This is a genomic window from Nonomuraea sp. NPDC048892 (assembly GCF_040649735.1).
GTDB classification, from domain to species: Bacteria; Actinomycetota; Actinomycetes; order Streptosporangiales; family Streptosporangiaceae; genus Nonomuraea; species Nonomuraea maheshkhaliensis.
The window spans coordinates 46,899-67,039 of the sequence record NZ_JBEZFZ010000041.1; the positions used below are offsets into that span (position 1 = coordinate 46,899).

The following is a 20,141-nucleotide window of genomic DNA, read 5'->3' on the forward strand; positions in this document are numbered from 1 at the left end:
CTCCAGCCATCTCCCCGAGGGGGCGGGCGATCGGCCACACTCCAGTCCGCACCCGATCGCCCGCCCCCACCTCTTCCAGCCACCCCACCCCTCATGGAGAATCCGTGAGCACACTGACGTGGCAGCGTCGCGCCCTGCTCGGCGCAGCCGGCCTGGCCCTGCTCGGCGTGACCGCTGAGCTGGCTTACCGTCTCGGCCCGCCCGGCCCTCGCGTGCTGCCCGCCCCCTCCAGCGTGGCAGCCGCCGCCGCCGGCCTTTTGAGCGACGGCGAGTTCGCCGCGCACACCTACGCCACGCTGCATGCCTGCGCTGCCGGCCTGACCGCCGCCTTCGGGCTCGGCGTCACAACGGGACTACTCCTGGGCGCTCTTCCCGGCCTCGAACACGTGCTGCGGCCCATCATCGAATTCCTGCGCTCGGTCCCGTCGCTGGTGCTCATCCCTCTAGCGCTGTCCCTGCTCGGCGAGCCGAGTGCCGCCAAGACCGCGCTCATCGTCTACAGCTGCTCCTGGCCCATTCTGATCACCACCCTGTACGGCATGCTGGAAGTCGAACCGCAACTGAAGGAGACCCTGCGCGCCTACGGCTTCGGCCCGCTCGCCATCATCTGGCGCGCCTGCCTGCCCAGCACCGCACCCCACATCGCCACCGGCGTACGCCTGGCCATCCCCGTCGCCCTGATCGTGTCGGTCAGCGTGGAGGTCATCACCGGCGCCACACCCGGCATCGGCACCTACATCGTCAACTCCTACAGCGCATTCGACACCGCCCACGGCCTAGCCGCCACCCTCGCCGCCGGACTGCTCGCCCTAGCCGCCACCGAACTGTGCGCCGCCGGCGAACACCGCCTGTTCACCTGGCACCGGCACACCACCGGAGCACCCCGATGACCGCCCCACACCAGCGCCACTACCGGCCCCACGCTGCGCGACCAGGAGACCATGGGTGGGGTGCTGCGCAAGCACATCACCGGCGTCACCTCCTGCTCCCGGTTTTTCTCTCCCAAGCGCTGCCCGCTCTGGCCGCGGTGATCGCCTGGGAGGTGATCGCCCGCATCCACCACCTGCTCTACTTCCCACCACCCAGCACGATCATCGACCGCGCCTACCACCTGTGGTTCGCCGCCCCGGCCAGCCGCACCTTCCTCACCGACCAGGCGCTTCAAGATCTGCTGCCCAGCCTGGCCCGCCTCGCGCTCGGATGGACCCTGGCCGCCGCCCTCGGCCTGGCCGCCGGAATCACCCTCGGCTGCCTGCCCGTGCTAGCCGCACTCACCAATTCGATCCTGCACATCGGCCGCGCCATCCCACCACCCGCACTCCTGCCCCTCTTCCTCGCCATACTGCCGATAGGCACCCCAACCCAGCTCGCCACCATCGTCTACGCCGTCACCTGGCCCATTCTCATCGCCACCGCAGACGGCATCCGCAGCATCGACCGCGCTTTCCTCGACACCGCCACGGTCTTCCGGCTCCAACGCCGTCGGCGACTGCTGTCGGTGCTCATCCCCGCCGCCGCCCCCAGAATCCTGGCCGGTCTACGGCTGAGTGTCTCCCTCGCCCTGATCATGATGGTGGTCTCCGAACTGGCCGCCAGCACCAACGGGCTCGGCTACCGGCTCCAGCAAGCCGCTGGCACCCTGGACATCCCCGCCATGTGGGCAGTGATCGTCCTGCTCGGCGGCCTCGGCATCACCGCCAACGCCCTCTTCCTGCTGCTCCAACATCGTCTTTTGCGATCACGCCAGTCCACACCCGCCCACGGCCACGCCTGACCCTCTCGTCTATCCGCTACCGAGACCGCTTCCACGGAGTGCCCTTCTATGGCCACCACCCCTACCCGCCCCGCCTCCAAGCCCCGCAAACCCCAACAGCGGACGTTCCGCGAACTGGGCGAAGAACTCACCGCCAAGGCGAACAGCCTCTCTTCCCAGAGCGCTCCCTTCGTGATGCCCGTGCTGTTCATTGCCTTCGGCTTCGCACTGAGCGCCCTGGCCGGCCAGCTGATCGCGCTGGCATGCTGGGCCGGCCTCGTCCTGCTGTCCCAGATCGGGTGGGCGATCAAAAGGAGCCAGATCAGGCGCTCCCCGACCATCGACTGGGACAGCGCCGCCTCCTACGAGCAAGACCTTCTCTCGGTGGTGCACCCGGACGTGGCCGACGTCGTCGCCCAGTCACGTACGGCGGCCCGGCAACGCGACTATGACCTCCACCTCTACCCCATCAGGTGCTCTTGCGGGCACCCAGACGACGCGTGCATCTGCGTGATGCGCTGGTCAGCGGGCACATACCCGGTCCCCGGCACCCGTCACGTCATACTCCTCGTCGGCGACCAGCTCATGCAGCCCGCCAACCTGGAGGTGCTGCGATTCGTCCTTACGCACGAGCGCGCTCATCTCAGGCGTACGTATATGGCGGCGCACTGGATCAGAATGACCGTCCTCGCCGACGTCGCCGTCCTCGCCGGAATCTTTTCACCTGGACTGATCGTACTGGCCGGCCTCGCCGGAGTGCTGCTCCTGCACGTCACGGTCAGCTGGACGCTCGAAATCGCCTGCGACATCAACGCCGCCATGACCCACGGAGGCGCCGCTCCCGCGTACTGGATCCTTAACCGACCGATCCGCCGTCGGCGCACAGCCGCGCTGCGCTGGTGGCAGCGCCCTCTCCTCCTGACGCCGATGCTCATCCACCCGCCGAAGGCGCTCCGGTTGCGCATCTGTGCTTACATCCACAGGCTTTCACCCACCATTGCCGGTAGCCGCGGGACAGGGAACTGAGTCCTGTACCGGTGATCTCTCCGGGCGGCGACTTCTACAGGAGAATACGCCCCCACCCTCCGGGCTGCCGGCCAAACTGCCGATGCCGCCCGGACACATGCTCGACTCCGGCGTGACTTTGACGCGCCAGAACGCGGGCGCGCGACGGAACAGGTCAGCCGCAGGGCCGGCGCGCGTCCGCATCTGCGGCCTCTCCTTCCACGCCGACGTGGAACTTCTGACCTCGCACGAAAGGGCCCATCATGACCACGCGCGGATCAGCCACCACACGACGACAGCCTAAGCCGCTGCGGACCGCCCTGGTCAACGAGCTGAGCGCACAGGGGATCATCCGTACGCCGTCGGTAAAGAACGCCTTGCGCGCCGTTCCCCGCCACATCCTCGTACGGGACGTGTCGCTGGAGGAGGCCTACGCCGTACATTGGCCCGCTGCGGACGATGGGCATCCCATGCCGAACGGGCCCACCATCGCCGCCGTACTGCTGGAACTCGCACAGACGCTGCCCGGAATGCGGGTGCTGAAGATCGGCTCCACCACCGCCTATCCTTCCGCCCTTCTGTCCCACCTCACGGGTGAACACGGCGAGGTGACCAGCATGAACACCGACGGCGACCTGGGACAGGCAACCGCCGACCAGCTGTCGCTGACCGGCTACGACACCATTCGGGTGATCAACGGCAACACTCGCGACGGCTACGCCGACACCGCCCCCTATGACCGGCTGATCAGCTTCAACGGCATATGGGATGTACCGCCCGCCTGGCTGTGCCAGACCGCGCCGGACGGGCGACTGGTCGTCCCCCTACGCATGCGCGGCAGTGTGTACCGCGTGCTGGCCCTCACCCGCGCCAACGACCACTGGGAGGCCGCCCCACCTGCCAGCCAGCGCGGGCATGGCGAGCCGGTCTGAGACAGGACGATGACAGCGGGATCGCGAGGAAGTCCCGCTCTGGTTCGATCCGCTGTGCCTCCGGGCATGGGTCACTTCTCGTTGGCTACTGCAGGTCGAGCAAGTCCGGCCGGTGCGCGCCGACTGGCGACTGATGTCGCTGATCCACCTGAAGCTCGTCCAGCGCAAGGGCAAAGGGCTCAGCGAGCAGTACCGCGGTCTGATGGAGCGGGCCTGGAGTCCGGTGCGCGGCCGCCGCGGAGCACGCCGGCTGCGGCATTCTCGGCCAGCTGTACACCGCCCTCGGCACCCGATGCGTGGCACGGCCATGTTCCGCCCTGTGATCAGACAAGTCCCCTGGGGCGGAGCAGTCGACCGGTTGGGGAACGGCTTGGTCCTGCTCGCCGGGACAGAGGGCTGCTTCGACCTCAAGCGGAGCCGGAACGTCAGTCCTACTTCGACTGAGTAGACGCAAGACCTCGGCCGGCTACACTGCTGCTACAACCGTCAACGTTCTGTCGACCATGACCGAACGGCGACTGGAGAAGCCTCGACGGTCCTTAACCGATCCGGGCCGGTACAGCTCGCGCCATGCGACGCCCGACAAGGCGCTCGGCCTCGGCGAGCGGATACCAGGCGGCACCCGTCACCTCAGACTCCTGGATCAATCCCATGTCCGCATCCGTGACGAACGCGTACCCGATATCAAGGTGGTGGTGCTCCGGCTCGCCTTTTTGCGGCCGTGCCGGAACCTTGCCGTACTCGATGTAGACGGGGGTCCGTGACGCAGAGGTGACCTGGGCGGGGTCGATCCCGGTCTCCTCCGCCAGCTCGCGCACCGCTGCGTCCAGCAGCGAGGTGTCAGTCGGTTCAAGGTGACCTCCGGGCTGCAACGGAATCCCATACGCGCGGTGATCGACCAGCAGTACCTCGGCGCCACCGCGAACCAGCAGCGCACCGGCGGTCACGTGCATCCGGAAATTCCTCCGCGAGGTGAAGTCTCCGCCCTCGGACAGAAGTCGCACCGGCTCGGACAGCAACACGGCCTCGTCCGGGTAGCGACCAAGGTAGGCGGAGACGGCGCTGGAGATGTCCGCGTCACTGATCGCATTGCTCACCCCCGCACCTGCCCCTGAGCAGCGCTCTGCGTGACCGGCTGGTCGGAAGTGGCGAGCGACGAGCACTGACACAATCCGCTCCTTTGACGCGCGTGTGGCATACGAGGAAGGAGGTACGCACCTTACAGGTGGGACCGGTCAGCACACGCCTGCCACGCCGAGTAGATGCCGCGGGCCCATCCCCCAGGTCCCGGACGGGCGCGGAGCCGGCCCTTAATCGGAGTCGAGTCCGAATAGGACTTCCGCTCTCAGCAACGGCGAGCAGGCATAGTTCAGCGCTGATCGGCCTCACAGGCGTTCCGGGGACGGGCGTTCTCGCCTGGCACCCGTTGCCCTCGCCGCCTCCACCGCCGCGGCCTCAGCCGCTTCCGCCACGGCCTTGGCCGCGCCGACGTTCAACGCCGGCGGTGACTGGCAGATCTTCCAGAGCAGCGGCACGACGGTGACGGTCAACATCACACAGAACGGAAGTAGACGGCTCTTCGGGTCCGCCACCTTCGGCAGCACGATCGAGCAAGGCGCGGTGGACGGCTTCGGCATCTCCTTCGTCATCGGCTGGTCGAACAGAGCCCGGGGCCGCTACACCGGTTCGCTAGGCACCGACCGCCTCCTGTGCGGCACGACAGTCAATCTGAACCTGATCGCCGAGCACGGCCGCCCGCCGTACCGGATCGCCGAGGCCCGCGACCCGGAACGCGACCGAGATGCCGCCGCCTACACCGCCGCCGTCGCGGACTGGCGCTCGCGCAGAGCGCTGGCCTGCGAAGCGCTCATCGGCGAGGAGCTGGCCGACGGCGAGACGGGGGCGTTCCTGGTTTGGGGAGATCCGGGCGTGTACGACAGCACGCTGGCCATCGTCGAGGAGATCCTCCAGCGCGGCAACGTCACGTTCGCCTACGAGGTGATTCCCGGCATCAGCAGCGTGGCCGCGCTGACCGCCCGCCACCGCACGAGCCTCACCCAGGTCGGGCGGCCCGTTCACCTCACCACCGGGCGCCGGCTGGCCGAGGAGGGCGCCACCGCCGACGACGTGGTCGTCATACTGGACGCCCACTGCTCCTTCGACGGCCTGGACGACGGTGACATCTCCGGTGACAGCTCCTGGGACATCTATTGGGGCGCCTATCTGGGCACGCCCGACGAGATCCTGGTCTCCGGGAAGGTCTCCGAGGTCGGCGACCGCATCCGCGAAGTCCGCGCCGAGGCGCGCGCCCGCAAGGGATGGATCATGGACACCTACCTGCTACGCCGGGCTCCTCGCGCCGGCCGTTGAGACGCCCGAGGGCGGGACGGCTCCGCCAGGCGCGGACGTTCCCGCTCGCCCAGCGGCCGAGCAGCTCGGCGTCGTGGCTGATGGCCAGCACGCCCGCACGTGTGCGCTCGCGGTAGGCCTCGATGCGGGCGACCAGATGGGCCTGGGTGGAGGCGTCGAGCATGGTGGTCATCTCGTCGCAGATGAGGTAGCGGGGTTCGAGTGCCAGGGCACGGGCCACGCAGGCGCGCTGGAGCTGGCCGTCGGACACCTCGTGCGGGCGGCGGGTGAACAGCTCGGCGGTCAGGCCCAGCTCCTCGGCCAGCTCGTGCGCCCGGCCCAGGGGACGGCGGGCGGCACGCAGCGGTTCGGCGATCACGTCCAGGAGAGTGAAGCGCGGGTCCACGGCGAGCCGGGGCTGCTGGAAGATCAGGCCGATGGAGGTGCGCTGATGCGCGCGGTGCCGCCAGCGCGTGATCGGCCGCCCGTCGAGACTGACCGTGCCGCCGGAAGGCCGCAGCAGCAGGGCGAGCACGCGCGCCAGGGTGGACTTGCCGCATCCGCTCGGCCCGGCCAGGCCGAGCGTCTCCCCGGGCCTGACGGCCAGGGACACGCCGTCCAGGACCTTGTGGCGGCCGAAGGCGAGGGTGACGACGGCGGCTTCAAGCATGGTGGCAGGCCACTCCGTTCAGTACGGGCCGCTCGTCGCATCGCGCGGTGGCGCGCGGGCAGCGTGGCTGGAAGGCGCAGCCGTCGGGAAGTCGGGTGAGTTCGGGCGGTTGTCCCGGGACCGGGGTGAAGGCGCGGGTGGGCAGCGCGTCCAGGAGCCCCTGCGCGTACGGGTGGCGGGGCCGGTCGAAGAAGCGCCGGGCCGGGGCGAGTTCGACGATGCGGCTGGCGTACATGACGGCGATGTCGTCGGCCACCTGCTCGGCGGCACGCAGGTCGTGGGTGATGAGCAGCACCGCGCGGCCCTCGTCACAGAGCCGCCGCAACTCGGCCATGGTGGCGTCCACCAGCGGGCGGTCCAGGCCGGTGGTGGGCTCGTCGGCGAGCAGCAGCGGTGGATCGCCGGCCAGGGCGAGGGCGTTGGCCACGCGCTGGGCCATCCCGCCGGACAACTGGTGAGGGTAGTGGTCCAGGTCGGCGGGCCGCAGTCCGGCGCGCTGGGCGAGCGTGTCGGGGGCGTCGGGGCGGCCCAGCTCGCGCAGCGTCTCGGCGAGCTGGGAGCGGGCGGTGCGGACCGGCGTGAGGTGGGCGGCGGGGCTCTGCGGGATGAGCCCGATCCGGCGTCCGCGTACCTGCCGGGCCAGGACCTGCTCGGGTGCGGCGATCAGGTCGAGGGAGTCGAGCCAGGCCTGGCCGGTGACGGTGGCGTTGGCGGGCAGCAGGCCGAGCAGGGCGTGGGCCATCACGGACTTGCCGCAACCGGACTCGCCGACCAGCGCGAGGCAGCGGCCCTGGTCTAGGGTGAAACGGGCGTCGGTGACCGCCCGCACGGTGGCGCCGGGGATCTGGAACCGCACCGACAGCCCTTCGACGCGCAGCTTCACAGGGTCAGCTCCGATCTCCACCGCGGGTTGGCGCGGTCGCGCAGGTGCTGGGCGAGCACGGAGACGGCCAGCGTGGGAGCCAGGATGAGCAGGCCGGGGAACAGGCTGGACCACCAGTCCCCCGCCAGCAGCGAGCGCTGCCCGTCGTTGATCATGTTGCCGAGTGAGGCCAGGTGGGCGGGCAGGCCGAGGCCGAGGAAGCTGAGCGCGGTCTCGTGCCAGATGGCGTGCGGGATCATCAGCACGGTGGCCAGCAGCAGGTGCGGCGCGAGATTGGGCAGGAAGTGGCGCCGGACGACGCGCAGCCGGGACGAGCCGCCGGAGATGGCGGCGTCGACGAACAACCGGCCGCGCAGCGACAGCACCTCCGCGCGGACGATGCGGGCGGAGGTGGTCCAGTGGGTGACGGCCACCGACACGACCACCGCGACCGCGCTGGGCGCGAACAGGGCCACGATGAAGACGCCGAACAGCAGGTGCGGCAGGGCGTTGAAGCCGTCGACCACGCGCATCAGCAGCCGGTCCACCGACCCGCCGATCGCGCCCGCGGCGAGCCCGACCAGACCGCCGATGGTCACGCTCGACACCGCTGCGACCAGCCCGACCAGCAGCGAGACGCGCAGGCCGTAGATCGAGCGCAGCAGCACGTCCCTGCCGACCTCGTCGGTGCCGAACGGGTGCGCGAGCGAGGGCGGCAGGCCGGCCGAGCGCAGGTCCACCAGTTGCTGATCCAGCCGGGCGACCAGCGGCACCAGCACCACGGCCAGCGCGAGCAGCACCAGGATGCTCAGCGCGAAGGAATGACGGCGGGCGAGCCCGGTTCGCCGCGTCCGAGGGCCGGCCGCCGTGGTCCTGGCGTCCTGCCGTGGCGTCGTGGTCATCAGCTCACCCCCAGCACCCGCACGCGCGGGTCGGCCATCATGTACGCCAGGTCGGCCAGCAGGTTGCCCAGCAGGACCGCCACCGTGGCCAGCAGGGTGAGCGCGGCGAGCAGCGGGAAGTCGACCGCCAGCGCCGCCTTGATGGTGGTCCCGGCCACCCCCGGCCAGGAGAACACCGCCTCGACCAGGATCGCCCCGGTCACCAGCTCCGGCACTCGCGCCCCCATGATCGTGATGAACGGCAGCAGTGCCGAGCGCAGCGTGTGCCGCAGCAGCACGGTGCGCTCGCGCAACCCGCGCGCCCGCGCCCCGGTGACGAAGTCCTCCCGCATGACCCCGATGACGGACTCCCGCACGAACAGCAGCAGCCAGGAGGACTGTGAGAACGCCAGCACCACCACCGGCAGCACCAGGTGCCGGGCCAGGTCGGGCAGGGCGACGGTGGCGGAGGCCGCGTCGGTGAGCCCGCCGGCGGGCAGCCAGCCGAGCGTCACGGAGAACACCCAGATCGCCAGCAGCCCGACCCAGAACACGGGCGCGGCCTCGTTGGCGAACGCCGTCCCGGTGACCAGCCGGTCCAGCCACGAGTCGCGCCGCCAGGCGGCCAGCGTCCCGATCGCCAGCCCGGCGGCGAGCATGAGGACCAGCGCGCAGCCGACCACGAGCAGCGTCCAGCCCAGCCGTTCACCGATCACCTGGGCCACGGGCAGCCGCAGCGAGCGGGACTCGCCGAGGTCGCCGGTGACCAGGTTGCCGAGCCAGGTCGTGTACTGCTCGAGCAGCGGCCGGTCCAGCCCCCAGTTCGCCCTGATCTCGGCCATGATCCGGGGATCCGTGATCATCGCCCGCTCGCCCAGATACTGCCGCACCGGATCGAACGGGGACGCCTTGGCCAGTGCGAACATCGCGAACGTCACCGCCAGCAGCAGCGGCACCGCGAACGCCAGCCGCCAGAGCACCATCCTGAGCCAGGTCACGACGCCGGCTTCCACTCGGGGACGGTGTTGAACAGGCCGCCGGTGGCGTGTTCGTGCGCCTCCACCCCGACGGTGATACCGGACCAATCGCCTCGCACGACGTAGGTGTGCTTGAGGTAGACCAGGTACACCCACACCTGATCGTCGCTGACGCGCTGCTGGAAAGCGTCGTAGGCCTTCTTGCGCGCGTTCTGGTCGGTCGTCCGGCGGCCGGTGTCGAGCAACTCGTCCACCTCGGGCACCTTGTAGTGGCCCGGGTTGAAGGAGCCCTGGCCGATGTAGGAGGAGTGGAACAGCTCGTAGTTGACGTAGTCCGGGTCGTACGGGCTGCCCCAGCCCATGATCAGGGCGTCCTTGGACATGCGCGGGTAGATGGCGTCCCAGTCCAGACCCGCGAGCCGGACGTCGATGCCGATCTGCTTGGCGTCCGAGACCACGGCCAGCGCCAGTTCCTTACGCAGCGAGTCGCCCGCCGGGTACATGAGCGTGAAGCGGGCCGTCGTGCCGTCCTTGGCGCGGATGCCGCCCGCGCCCGCCTTCCACCCGGCCTCCTCCAGGACCCGTACGGCCGCGGCGCGGTCGGACGCGGGCGAGCCGGCCACGGCGGCGTTGTGCCAGTCGGTGCCGGGCGCGATCGGCCCGAAGGCGGGACTGCCCGCGCCGGCCAGAATCGCCGAGACCATCGCCGCGCGGTCCACGGCCAGGTTGAGCGCCTTGCGGATGGCCAGGTCGCCCGTGACGGGCTGTTCCAGCGGGAACATCACGCCGCGGTAGTCGGCGCTGGGCGCCTCGTACACGGTCACGCCCTGCTGGTCCTTGAACTGTCGTACGGCCTTGGGCGGCAGTTCGGTGGCCGTGAACTCGCCGGCCGCCATGCGGGTGGCCCGCGCGTTGTCGTCAGCGGCGTACGCCAGCACCAGCGTCCTGATCGCGGGCTTGGCACCCCAGTAACGGTCGTTGGCCTTGAGCGTGATCTTATCGCCCTTGGTCCACGACACGAACGTGTACGGCCCCGTCCCCACGGGAGTGCCGTTCAGGTCGGAGCCGTCCGGCACGATCCCGAGCGTGGCCCGCTGCAGGATCGCCGCGTAGGGATACCTCAGCCGGAACACGACCGTACGCGGGTCCGGTGCCTCCACCTTCTCGATCGCGGCATAGTCACCGCGGATGGTCGAGTTGTTGGCCGACTTGAGCAGTTCACCATAGGTGTAGGCCACATCCGCGCTGGTCAGCGCCTTGCCGTTGTGGAAGGTGGCGTCCTGGCGGAGCGTGAAGGTCACCCGCTTCCCCTTCAGCTCGGGTAACGCCTCCGCCAGGGCGGGCCGCAGCCGCAGGTCGGGGGTACGGCGCACCAGGCCGTCGTACATCAGGGACCCGCCGTCCGGCGCGTAGCCGAGCACCGGGTTGAGCGTGTCGGGCTCCGAACCCAGGCCCAGCACGACGGTGTCCTCCGCCTTGGTCGCCGTGGGCTGTGCGGTCGGGGCCGAACAGGCGGTGAGCGCCAGGAGCGTCACCACGAGCCATGCCGAAAGGCGCCTCATGAGGTGACCGTAAAACGCCGAACCCGCTATTGCAATAGAGTCGCAAAAGCATATGCTGTGCAAACTTCTCGCCCGACTCTCCCGTACGGGACCGCGACTCCGGGGGTGGTTCGAATCGAGGCACACCTGGCGGACGTGGGCGACGACCTCGGCGAGATGCTGCCCCGGCTCGGGCTGCGCAGGACGCTGCCACGCCTGCTGATCCTGGACCTCCTGAGCCAGGCGGCCACCCACCTCAGCGTGCTCCGCCTGCACGAGATGGTGTCCTCGGTGCACGAGACGGTCAACGTCTCGACCATCTACCGCAACGTGACCGCGATGACGCGGCACGGCGTGCTGCACAGCATCGACTACGCCGGCGAGACCATGTTCGGCCTCGCCCTCGCGCCCCACCACCACCTCGTCTGCCGGCGCTGCGACACGCTCTTCGAACTGCCCGCGAGCCATTTCACCGAGGCCGCCGCCTCGATCAGGGCGTGCAGCGGCTTCGAGCCGGACCCTGACGGCCAGGTGCTGAGCGGATGTTGCGGTCGCTGCCGGCATGCCACCCGCGACATGTGCTAGTTGCACGACTATGGTTATTGCGAGTTATATGCAAGTACGAGATTTCGAGGAGAGATAGCTCATGGGGCAGTACACCCTCCCGGACATGCCGTACGACTACGCGGCCCTGGAGCCGGCGATCACCGGCGAGATCCTGGAGCTGCACCACGCCAAGCACCACGCCGCCTACGTCAAGGGCGCCAACGACACCCTGGACCGGCTCTCCGAGGCGCGTGACAAGGGCGAGTTCGGCGGCTTGGTCGGGCTGGAGAAGACGTACGCGTTCAACCTGTCAGGGCACGTCCTGCACACGATCTTCTGGCAGAACCTGTCCCCCGACGGCGGTGACCGCCCCGACGGGGAGCTGGGCGACGCCATCACCGAGCACTTCGGCTCGTTCGACGCCTTCAAGAAGCAGCTCACCACCGCCACCGCCACCGTGCAGGGCTCCGGCTGGGGCGTGCTCGCCTGGGAGCCGCTCGGCCGCCGTCTCGTGGTCGAGCAGGTCTACGACCACCACGGCAACGTCGGCATGAACACCACCCCGCTGCTGGTGTTCGACGCCTGGGAGCACGCCTACTACCTGCAGTACCGCAACGTCCGCCCGGACTACGTGGAGAAGCTGTGGGGCCTGATCAACTGGAACGACGTGATCACCCGCTACGACGCCGCCCGCGGCGCCTAGCCTGATGCCGGCGACGCCCGCCTGGCCACAGCTTGGTCCGCGGGGCCAGGCGGGCGCCGCCACCTTCCAGATCCGTCTCGTCAACGGCGATGAGGTGGAACACCTCCTGGCCGCCGTGGCCGACACGGCAGGCGAGATCTTCACCCGCCCGCCGTGGACAGAGCCGCGCCAGACCGCCCGCGCGGTCGCCGATCGCCTGGCCTCGGACGCGCTCAGGCCCGGCTTCACCCTGGCGGCGGCTCTGCGCGGCGACCGGCTGCACGGCTTCGCCTACGGCCTGCGATGCTCACGGCTCGCACTCGCGACCTCCCGCCTGCCCTGCGGCGACTTCACGCTCAAGGAACTGGCCGTCCTGCCGTCAGCACGTGGCCTCGGGCTCGGCGTGAGGCTGCACGACGTCGTCTTGACCGCCGCCCCGTCCGCCTCCTGGTGGCTGGCCACGCACCCCCGCGCGGCTGCCGCCCTCGGCCTCTACCGTCACCGCGGCTGGCGCGTGACCGCCCTGCACACCACCGACGACCGGACTCGGCTGATCATGCTGAAGCAGCCGGTGAAACTCCGCGGCCAGTCCGCATGTGACTGCTAGCTGCAACTTGCTGGCAATTGCGACATATGAGCAGAATGTTATGTTTCCGCTTCACCCCACCGCACACCTCCGGAGACTCACCGCATGAGCCGCCCGCCCCGCACCGCACCGGCCATCACAAAAAAGCTGCTCGTCCTGGCGGCGGCACTGACGCTGACCGCCTGCTCACAAGCTCCCGCCGCCCAGGAGGCGGCGCAGACGGCGGCCGCGCCGCAGACCGGTTTCCCGGTGACCGTCGAGAACTGCGGGCGCAAGCTCACCTTCGACAAGCCGCCGTCCAAGGTCGTCACCGGCTACCACCCGTCCCTGGAGACGCTGCTCGCCCTCGGCCTGGGCGACCGGATCGCCGGGCGCACGAACTTCTCCGAAAGCGCGTTCCTGCCCGGCCAGAAGGAGCAGTACGACAAGATCCCGCAGATCTCCGAAACGATCATGCTGCCGCAGAAGGAAGTCATGCTCGCCCAGGGTGCGGACTTCGTCCTGGACAACGCCATGGCCAGCTTCGACGCCGCCGGCGGCTACGCCACCCTGGAGGAACTGGACACCGCGGGCTCGCCGGTCTACATCCTCGGCGGGTGGTGCAGCCCCGAGGAGACCCTCCAGTACACCCTGGACAAGACCTTCACCGACATCCAGAACCTCGGCAAGATCTTCGGTGTCCCCGACCGCGCCGAGAAACTGGTCGGTGAATTGCGGGGCAGCCTGGCCGACGTCAAGAAGCGCGTCGAGGGCCGTACCCCGGTCAAGGTGCTCGCCGCGGACGGCGGCAAGGGCCCCGTCAACGCCTACGGCGGCTCCGGGATCACCAACCAGATGATCACCGCGGCCGGCGGCGAGAACGTCCTCAAGGACGTCAAGGGCGACTACACCGAGGTCAGCGTCGAGCAGGTCAGCGCCGCCCAGCCCGAGGCGGTCCTGATCAGCGACTACTCGACCCTGCGCGGCGAGGACATGCCCAGCTCCCCGGCCAAGGCCGAAGAGGCGTTCGCCATCGCGAAGAACAGCCCGGCCGCCAAGGACAAGCGCTACCTGGCCCTGCCCGTGGCCGCGCAGCACCCCGGCTATCGCAACATCCTCGCCATCACGGACATCGCCAAGTTCCTGCACCCGGACGCCTTCACCCAATGAGGGGCGAAACTCAGCACGAGGTGAAGACCACGGCGACGGTGAGCGCCGGGCCCGCACACCGTCACGGCCGCCGCTTCGTGCTGCTCGTCATCGCCCTCGCCGTTGCCGCGATCGCCTCGACCTGGCTGGCAGTGAGCATCGGCGCCGTGCACGTCGCCCTGCCGCAGGCGTGGGGCATCGTCGCCGACCGGCTCGTCCCCGGCCTGGTGCCGCGCACCTGGACACCGGTGCAGGAGCAGATCGTGTGGGAGTTCCGGCTGCCGCGGGCGCTGCTGGCGCTGCTCGTCGGAGCCGGCCTCGCGGTGGTCGGGGCGGTGCTCCAGGCGCTGGTGCGCAATCCCCTCGCCGATCCGTTCCTGCTCGGCATCTCCTCCGGCGCCTCGTTCGGGGCGGTGACGGTGTTCATCCTGGGCGCATCGGCGCTGGGCGGCCTCTCGATGTCGGCCGCCGCCTTCGCCGGCTCGCTGCTCGCCCTCGCCCTGGTGTACGCGCTGGCGCAGCGGTCAGGCCGGCTCACCCCGTCCCGCCTCGTGCTGGCCGGAGTGGCGCTGGCCTACCTGTTCCAGGCCGGCTACAGCTTCGTCCTGCAACTCGCGCAGAGCGGCCGGGCCGCCCAGCAGGTGCTGTTCTGGCTCATGGGCAGCCTCGGCGGGGCCCGCTGGCACCTGCTGCCGCTGCCCGCCGTCGTGCTGACCGCCGGGGTGACGTACCTGCTGCTGCAACACCGCCCGCTCAACGCGATCGCCGCCGGCGAGGAGACCGCCGTCTCACTCGGCGTGAACGTCAGCCGCTTCCGGCTCGTCCTGTTCGTGCTGACCTCGCTGCTGGTCGGCGTGCTGGTGGCCACCAGCGGCGCGATCGCGTTCGTCGGCCTGATCGTGCCGCACGCCGCCCGGCTCCTCGTCGGCGCCGACCACCGCCGGGTACTGCCCGTCACCGCCCTGCTCGGCGCCGTCTTCCTGCAACTGGTGGACATCGCCGCGCGCACCGTCAACGCCCCGCAGGAGCTGGCGCTGTCCATCGTCACCGCCCTGTTCGGCGTGCCGTTCTTCCTATGGTTGCTGCGCCGCCGCTCGGTGGACCGGGCGGTGAGCGTCCAGTGAAGCTCGACCTACGCGGAGTGTCCGTCCAGCTGGACGGGCGCCAGATCGTGCACGAGGCCGACCTGCTGGTGGACGACGGGGAGGTCGTCGGCCTGGTCGGGCCGAACGGCTGCGGCAAGTCCACGCTACTCCGCAGCATCTACCGGGCGCTGCGCCCGGCGGCCGGGCTCATCGGGGTGGACGGCGACGACGCGCACCGGCTGCCCGCCCGCGAGGCCGCCAGACGCACCGCCGTCGTCGCCCAGGAAACCCCCGCCGACCTGGACTTCACCGTGGCCGAGATCGTACGGATGGGCCGTACTCCGTACAAGCCGGACGCCGCCGCCGACGAGAAGCTCTGCGCCGGCGCACTGGAGCAGGTCGGCCTGGCCGACCACGCCGACAGGATCTTCGCCACCCTGTCAGGCGGCGAGAAACAACGCGTCCTGCTCGCCCGCGCCCTCGCCCAGCAGACCCGTCTGCTCCTGCTCGACGAGCCCACCTCCCACCTCGACATCCGCCACCAGCTCGAACTGCTGCACCTGGTCCGCGAGCTCGGCATCGCCACCCTGGCCGTCCTGCACGACCTCAACCAGGCCGCCGCCTTCTGCGACCGCCTCTACGTCATGAACGCCGGCCGCATCGTCGCCGGCGGCCCGCCCGACCACGTCCTCACCTCCGAACTGATCTCCCAGGTGTACGGCGTGCGCGCCGTGCACCGCACTCAGCTCGTCTTCGAACGGCTCAAGGAGGACCAGTGATCCCCCGGCTGTTGGCTCTGTCGCCGTCCATCCGATGGCGCCTGGCAGGGCTCGTCATGCTGCTGCTGTCCATCACGGCCACCTACGTCGGCCAGGGCGTGCTCATCGCCCAGGCCCTGGCCCGGATCTTCGCCGGCCGGGGCGCCGACTCCATCCTCTGGCCGGTCGCCGCCGTCGTCGTCCTGCAGCTCGTCCGCAGCGCCGCGCTGGCGGTCCGGGAGTCCGTCGCCCTGCGCACCTCGGGCGCGGTCAAAGCGGAGCTGCGCCGCCGCCTGACCGGCAAACTGCTGCGGCTCGGCCCCGCCTACGCCCAGCGCGGGCGCACCGGTTCGTCGCAGACCACCCTGGTGGACGGCATCGAGACGGTGGACGCCTACATCGGCAGGTTCCTGCCTCAGGTGATCGCCTCCGTCCTCGGCGCGGTCGCCGTGACCGCGTACCTGTTCACGCTGGACCCGCTGGTCGGCGGCGTGGTGCTGGCCTGCGCGCTGTTGCTGCCCGTGCTGCCGCTGGTGTCGGACCGGGTGCTGCGCGACCGTAACGCCGCCTGGTTCCGCGGCTACAAGGGCCTGTACGCCGAGAACCTCGACGCGCTGCAGGGCATGACCACCCTCAAGGCGTTCAACGCCAGCGGCCGGCGCGGCGCCGAGCTGGCTCGCCTGGCCGACCGGTTCTGCCGCGACTCCATCCGCCTCATGGCCATCGTCATCGGCTACGTCGGCGGCGTCGCGCTCATCACCGGCCTGGGCACCGCCGTGGCGCTCGGCGCCGGCGCGCTGCGGCTGGCCGCCGGCGAGCTGACCGTCACCGAGCTGCTCATCATCCTGCTGCTCACCGCCGAGAGCTTCCGGCCGCTGAAGGAGCTGGAGTCCGCCTACCACTCCAGCTACAACGCCGTCCCCTCCCTCAAGGCCGTCTTCGAGATCCTCGACACCCCCGAACCCGCGCAGGGCGTCACCCCGCCCGGCCTGACCGGCTCGCCTCCCGTGACCTTCGAGAACGTGACGTTCACCTACTCGGGCCGCGACAGGCCCGCCCTGGACGCCTTCTCGCTCGACATCGCACCGGGAGAGCGCGTCGCGCTGGTAGGCCGCTCGGGCGCAGGCAAGACCACCGTCGCCTCGCTCCTGCTGCGCTTCTTCGACCCCTCCTCCGGCCGCGTCGCCATCAACGGCATCGACGTGCGCGACCTGCCCCTCAACCGGCTGCGCGCCCTCGTCGCCGTCGTCTCCCAGGACACCTACCTCTTCCACGGCACCGTCCGCCGCAACCTCGCCCTGGCCCGTCCCGACGCCACCCCCGAGCAGCTCGAAGCGGCCGCCCGCGCCGCCCAGGCCCACGACTTCATCACCGCCCTGCCCGACGGCTACGACACCGTCGTCGGCGAACGCGGGCTCAAGCTCTCCGGCGGCGAACGCCAGCGCGTCGCCATCGCCCGCGCCCTGCTCAAGGACGCCCCCATCCTGGTGCTGGACGAGGCCACCTCCAGTGTCGACGCCGCCAACGAGTCGGCCATCCAGCACGCCCTCGACACCCTGTCCGGCGGCCGCACGACCCTGATGATCGCCCACCGCCTGTCCACCGTCCAGACCGCCGACCGGGTCATCGTCATGGCCAACGGCCGGATCACCGAGGCCGGACCACCCGGCGAACTCCTGGCAGGTCAAGGCGCCTACGCCCGCCTGGTCGCCGCCCAGGACGGAGCCGCCCGATGACCGCCACCACCGTCACCACGCTCGCCCCTTCCCAAGGCTCCAGGTTCCGGCCGATCCTGGCCCTGCTCGGCCCGCACCGGCCGCTGCTGCTGGTCGCGATCGCCAGCGGCATCGCCCACCACCTGGTCGTCCTGGCCTCGGCCGGTGTCGGCGCCTGGGTGGTCAGCCGCGCCATCACCGGCGCCACCCCAGAAGACCTGCGCGGCGGCCTGGTCACCCTCGGCGTCCTGCTCCCCTTCCTGGCCCTCACACCGTGGCTGGAGTCGTACCTCGCCCACGTCGCCGCCTTCCGCGTGCTGGCCGACGTGCGCGGGCGCGTCTACGCCGCCTTCGAGCGGCTCGCGCCCGGCTACCTGCTCCAGCGCCGCTCCGGCGACCTCGGCAGCGCCGCCATCTCCGACGTCGAGCAGCTGGAGCTGTGGTTCGCCCACACCCTCAGCCCGTTGATCAGCGCCGTCACCGTACCCGTCGCCGCACTCACCGCGCTGGCCGTCTTCCACCCCGCCCTCGCCCTGGCCCTGGCCCCCGCCCTGATCCTGCTCGCCCTGCTCCCGGCCTGGCTGCGCGGACGCGCCGCCGGGCAGGGCGCACTGTTGCGCGCCCAGCTCGGCGAACTCGGTGCCGAAGCCGTGGACACCCTGCAAGGGCTGCGCGAGCTCCTCACCTCCGGCGCCGGTGACCGCCAGCTCGACCGCCTGCGTGAGCAGGACGACCGGCTGCTCGCGGCCAAGCTCGCCCACGGCCGCCGCTCCGGCCTCGAACACGCCGTCACCAACGCCGCCACCACGCTCGGCCTGCTCGCCGTCCTCGTCACCGCCGCGCTGCTCGTGGCGGACGGCGACCTGCGGCCGGCGCTGTTCCCCGTGGCCGTCGTCCTGGCCGCCACCACCTTCGCCCCGGTCATCGCCGTCACCGACGTGGCCCGCGACCTCAACCTGGTCGTCGCCGCCGGCGACCGGATCATGACCATCCTCGGCACCCCGGCCTCGGTCATCGACCGGGTGCAGGAATCGCCCTCCGGGCCCGTCGAGCCGTGCGTACGCTTCACCGACGTCCGCTTCCGCTACGCCCCCGACCTGCCCGAAGCCATCGCCGGCGCCACCTTCGCCATCGCTCCCGGCGAGACCGTAGCCCTCGTCGGCCACTCGGGCGCGGGCAAGTCCACCTGCGCCAGTCTCCTCATGCGCTTCTGGGACGTCACCGCCGGGGCGATCACCATCGGCGGTCACGACATCCGGGACTTCCCGCAGGAGGACCTGCGCCGCCTGATCACCCTCGTCCCGCAGGACGTCTACCTGTTCAACATCTCACTGCGCGACAACATCCGCCTCGGCCGCCCCGACGCCTCCGACGCGGAGACCGAGGCCGCCGCGCGGGCCGCGCACGCCCACGACTTCATCACCGGCCTGCCCGACGGCTACGACACCATGCCCGGCGAGCTCGGCTCCCGGCTGTCCGGCGGCCAGCGCCAGCGCATCGCCATCGCCCGCGCCCTGCTCAAGGACGCCCCCATCCTCATCATGGACGAGGCCGTCTCCAACCTCGACGCCGAGAGCGAGCAGGAGGTCGCCGCCGCCATGGCCGCCGCCCGCCACGACCGCACCACCCTCGTCATCGCCCACCGCCTGTCCACCATCCGCACCGCCGACCGCGTCGTCGTCCTCGACGACGGCCACGTCGCCGAGACCGGCACGCATGCCGAGCTTCTCGCCCGCGACGGCGCCTACACCCGGCTGCTGGCCGGCCAGCTCGAAGTCGGCGATGGAGGTGGTGACACGCCGGGGCTCTGAGGTCCCGGCTCGTCCAGCGGTCCCGTCCACGCGGGAGCCCACGACCTTTCCAGCTCTACGCGGAGATGTCGTCCAATCGCCTCATGGTCAGCGGGGCGAGCTCGTCCAGCGCCCCCGCGACGGGCGGATGGTCCAGCAACGCCCGGCGCACCACCGCGTCGGTGGTCATCAGGAAGGCCAGGTGGCGGATCGCGTGACTGGCCACGTTCACGATGTCGATGTGCTCCGGCGCGGGCGCCGCCGGAGCGCCGCCCTGCGCGATCTCCAGGACGGGCAGTTCCTCGGCCGGAAGGTGCGGCGCCGGGTCGGGGCACACGGCATAGGTCAGCACCACCTGCCCCTCCGGCCGGTGACGCCAGCTCGTCGAGTGAACGACGGTGGACGGCTCGTCGCCGGACAGCCCGCTGAGCCGGCGGGCGACCTCATCCGGGCTCTCGCCCTGCCGCGGCGCTGCGGTGAGCCGCCCGTAGAACCAGCTTCCTCCGGGTCCGAGCCGAAGCATGAGCGTCTCCACCGAGACCGGCGCGATCGTGGCGTCGATCTGATCAGTCACCGGCACGTTCCGTCCTCGTCGACTCGGCTGTTCACCATGGGCATCAGGAGATCCACAGCTTACTGCGGGTTTCTCGCAACTACTTCTTCTGCGCACCAGTCCTGGATGCGCACCGCACCAAGAAGCTGCTCCTGGCAGTTGCCACATATGTGCATCTGCAAGGTGTTGTCCTACAGTGAAAGCGCTCAACCGTTCTCTCCGTGCGGAGGCCCGCCGTGCACGTTCCCGATGGCTTCTTCAACGCAGCGACGTCCGTGTCGGCCGGGGCCGTGGCGGCGGCGGGGGTCGCGGTCTGCCTGCGCGGCGC

At 70.5% G+C, this 20,141-nt stretch carries 20 protein-coding genes; 13 read left to right on the forward strand and 7 right to left on the reverse strand.

Features of this window, described 5'->3' with window-relative positions; translation table 11 throughout:
- The first annotated feature begins 104 nt into the window (after positions 1 to 104).
- From AB0C28_RS52580 to AB0C28_RS52595, 4 genes are all read left to right on the forward strand, one after another.
- Entirely contained in the window at positions 105 to 890 is a 786-nt protein-coding gene (locus tag AB0C28_RS52580; RefSeq protein ID WP_358084592.1) for an ABC transporter permease subunit, read from the forward strand.
- 137 nt (positions 891 to 1,027) lie between these two features.
- Positions 1,028 to 1,774 (forward strand): ABC transporter permease subunit, encoded by a 747-nt coding sequence (locus AB0C28_RS52585; RefSeq protein WP_358084595.1) that lies wholly within the window; start codon positions 1,028 to 1,030, stop codon positions 1,772 to 1,774.
- 48 nt (positions 1,775 to 1,822) lie between these two features.
- Positions 1,823 to 2,779: a hypothetical protein gene (locus AB0C28_RS52590; RefSeq protein WP_358084598.1), complete on the forward strand. Its 957-nt coding sequence runs from the start codon at positions 1,823 to 1,825 to the stop codon at positions 2,777 to 2,779.
- A 242-nt stretch (positions 2,780 to 3,021) separates the two neighbouring features.
- Entirely contained in the window at positions 3,022 to 3,690 is a 669-nt protein-coding gene (locus AB0C28_RS52595) for a hypothetical protein (protein WP_358084601.1), read from the forward strand.
- A gap of 539 nt (positions 3,691 to 4,229) precedes the next feature.
- Here AB0C28_RS52595 and AB0C28_RS52600 read toward each other — a convergent pair.
- Positions 4,230 to 4,787: an NUDIX domain-containing protein gene (locus tag AB0C28_RS52600; protein ID WP_358084604.1), complete on the reverse strand. Its 558-nt coding sequence runs from the start codon at positions 4,785 to 4,787 to the stop codon at positions 4,230 to 4,232.
- A 379-nt stretch (positions 4,788 to 5,166) separates the two neighbouring features.
- On the opposite strand from AB0C28_RS52600, the gene cobF reads away from it, so the two are divergent.
- On the forward strand, positions 5,167 to 6,060 hold the full coding sequence (gene cobF, locus AB0C28_RS52605) for a precorrin-6A synthase (deacetylating) (protein WP_358084607.1): 894 nt from the start codon (positions 5,167 to 5,169) through the stop codon (positions 6,058 to 6,060).
- Here the strand turns inward: cobF and AB0C28_RS52610 are convergent.
- From AB0C28_RS52610 to AB0C28_RS52630, 5 genes are read right to left on the reverse strand one after another with little or no spacing between them, the layout of a single operon-like run.
- Entirely contained in the window at positions 6,014 to 6,709 is a 696-nt protein-coding gene (locus AB0C28_RS52610) for an ATP-binding cassette domain-containing protein (protein ID WP_358084610.1), read from the reverse strand. The two genes, cobF and AB0C28_RS52610, sit on opposite strands and share 47 nt — an antisense overlap.
- A complete protein-coding gene (locus AB0C28_RS52615) occupies positions 6,702 to 7,592 on the reverse strand; it encodes an ABC transporter ATP-binding protein (protein ID WP_358084613.1) in 891 nt (296 codons plus the stop codon). The genes AB0C28_RS52610 and AB0C28_RS52615 overlap by 8 nt, the downstream gene beginning before the upstream one ends.
- Positions 7,589 to 8,473 carry an ABC transporter permease gene (locus tag AB0C28_RS52620; protein WP_358084616.1) on the reverse strand — a complete coding sequence of 295 codons (885 nt, stop codon included), beginning with the start codon at positions 8,471 to 8,473 and terminating at the stop codon, positions 7,589 to 7,591. Before AB0C28_RS52620 ends, AB0C28_RS52615 begins: the two co-directional genes overlap by 4 nt.
- The gene (locus AB0C28_RS52625; protein WP_358084618.1) at positions 8,473 to 9,465 is read right to left on the reverse strand and encodes an ABC transporter permease; all 993 of its coding nucleotides are present in this window, start codon (positions 9,463 to 9,465) and stop codon (positions 8,473 to 8,475) included. Before AB0C28_RS52625 ends, AB0C28_RS52620 begins: the two co-directional genes overlap by 1 nt.
- Positions 9,447 to 10,991, reverse strand: coding sequence for an ABC transporter substrate-binding protein (locus AB0C28_RS52630; RefSeq protein ID WP_358084621.1), 1,545 nt, complete (start codon positions 10,989 to 10,991; stop codon positions 9,447 to 9,449). The genes AB0C28_RS52625 and AB0C28_RS52630 overlap by 19 nt, the downstream gene beginning before the upstream one ends.
- A 105-nt stretch (positions 10,992 to 11,096) precedes the next feature.
- On the opposite strand from AB0C28_RS52630, the gene AB0C28_RS52635 reads away from it, so the two are divergent.
- The 8 genes from AB0C28_RS52635 (at position 11,097) to cydC (ending at position 19,281) form a co-directional block, all read left to right on the forward strand.
- A complete protein-coding gene (locus tag AB0C28_RS52635; RefSeq protein WP_358084623.1) occupies positions 11,097 to 11,555 on the forward strand; it encodes a transcriptional repressor in 459 nt (152 codons plus the stop codon).
- A gap of 61 nt (positions 11,556 to 11,616) precedes the next feature.
- Entirely contained in the window at positions 11,617 to 12,219 is a 603-nt protein-coding gene (locus AB0C28_RS52640) for a superoxide dismutase (protein ID WP_358084626.1), read from the forward strand.
- 4 nt (positions 12,220 to 12,223) lie between these two features.
- A complete protein-coding gene (locus AB0C28_RS52645) occupies positions 12,224 to 12,805 on the forward strand; it encodes a GNAT family N-acetyltransferase (protein WP_358084629.1) in 582 nt (193 codons plus the stop codon).
- Positions 12,806 to 12,889: 84 nt separating this feature from the next.
- The gene (locus AB0C28_RS52650) at positions 12,890 to 13,933 is read left to right on the forward strand and encodes an ABC transporter substrate-binding protein (protein ID WP_358084632.1); all 1,044 of its coding nucleotides are present in this window, start codon (positions 12,890 to 12,892) and stop codon (positions 13,931 to 13,933) included.
- A complete protein-coding gene (locus AB0C28_RS52655) occupies positions 13,930 to 15,036 on the forward strand; it encodes an iron ABC transporter permease (RefSeq protein WP_358084635.1) in 1,107 nt (368 codons plus the stop codon). Before AB0C28_RS52650 ends, AB0C28_RS52655 begins: the two co-directional genes overlap by 4 nt.
- Positions 15,033 to 15,776, forward strand: coding sequence for an ABC transporter ATP-binding protein (locus AB0C28_RS52660; RefSeq protein ID WP_358084638.1), 744 nt, complete (start codon positions 15,033 to 15,035; stop codon positions 15,774 to 15,776). The genes AB0C28_RS52655 and AB0C28_RS52660 overlap by 4 nt, the downstream gene beginning before the upstream one ends.
- On the forward strand, positions 15,773 to 17,491 hold the full coding sequence (locus tag AB0C28_RS52665) for an ABC transporter ATP-binding protein (RefSeq protein ID WP_358084641.1): 1,719 nt from the start codon (positions 15,773 to 15,775) through the stop codon (positions 17,489 to 17,491). Before AB0C28_RS52660 ends, AB0C28_RS52665 begins: the two co-directional genes overlap by 4 nt.
- Positions 17,488 to 19,281, forward strand: a complete 1,794-nt coding sequence (cydC, locus tag AB0C28_RS52670; protein ID WP_358084644.1) for a thiol reductant ABC exporter subunit CydC — start codon at positions 17,488 to 17,490, stop codon at positions 19,279 to 19,281. The genes AB0C28_RS52665 and cydC overlap by 4 nt, the downstream gene beginning before the upstream one ends.
- A 55-nt stretch (positions 19,282 to 19,336) precedes the next feature.
- Here cydC and AB0C28_RS52675 read toward each other — a convergent pair whose 3' ends face one another.
- Entirely contained in the window at positions 19,337 to 19,834 is a 498-nt protein-coding gene (locus AB0C28_RS52675; RefSeq protein WP_358084647.1) for a hypothetical protein, read from the reverse strand.
- Positions 19,835 to 20,141 lie beyond the last annotated feature (307 nt).

Bases quoted from the DNA above. Each gene is read 5' to 3' on its own strand.
- AB0C28_RS52590 (WP_358084598.1), top strand. From the start codon at position 1,823: ATGGCCACCACCCCTACCCGCCCCGCCTCCAAGCCCCGCAAACCCCAA.
- AB0C28_RS52595 (WP_358084601.1), top strand. From the start codon at position 3,022: ATGACCACGCGCGGATCAGCCACCACACGACGACAGCCTAAGCCGCTG.
- AB0C28_RS52610 (WP_358084610.1), bottom strand. From the start codon at position 6,709: ATGCTTGAAGCCGCCGTCGTCACCCTCGCCTTCGGCCGCCACAAGGTC.
- AB0C28_RS52620 (WP_358084616.1), bottom strand. From the start codon at position 8,473: ATGACCACGACGCCACGGCAGGACGCCAGGACCACGGCGGCCGGCCCT.
- AB0C28_RS52630 (WP_358084621.1), bottom strand. From the start codon at position 10,991: ATGAGGCGCCTTTCGGCATGGCTCGTGGTGACGCTCCTGGCGCTCACC.
- AB0C28_RS52640 (WP_358084626.1), top strand. From the start codon at position 11,617: ATGGGGCAGTACACCCTCCCGGACATGCCGTACGACTACGCGGCCCTG.
- AB0C28_RS52645 (WP_358084629.1), top strand. From the start codon at position 12,224: ATGCCGGCGACGCCCGCCTGGCCACAGCTTGGTCCGCGGGGCCAGGCG.
- AB0C28_RS52650 (WP_358084632.1), top strand. From the start codon at position 12,890: ATGAGCCGCCCGCCCCGCACCGCACCGGCCATCACAAAAAAGCTGCTC.
- AB0C28_RS52655 (WP_358084635.1), top strand. From the start codon at position 13,930: ATGAGGGGCGAAACTCAGCACGAGGTGAAGACCACGGCGACGGTGAGC.
- cydC (WP_358084644.1), top strand. From the start codon at position 17,488: ATGACCGCCACCACCGTCACCACGCTCGCCCCTTCCCAAGGCTCCAGG.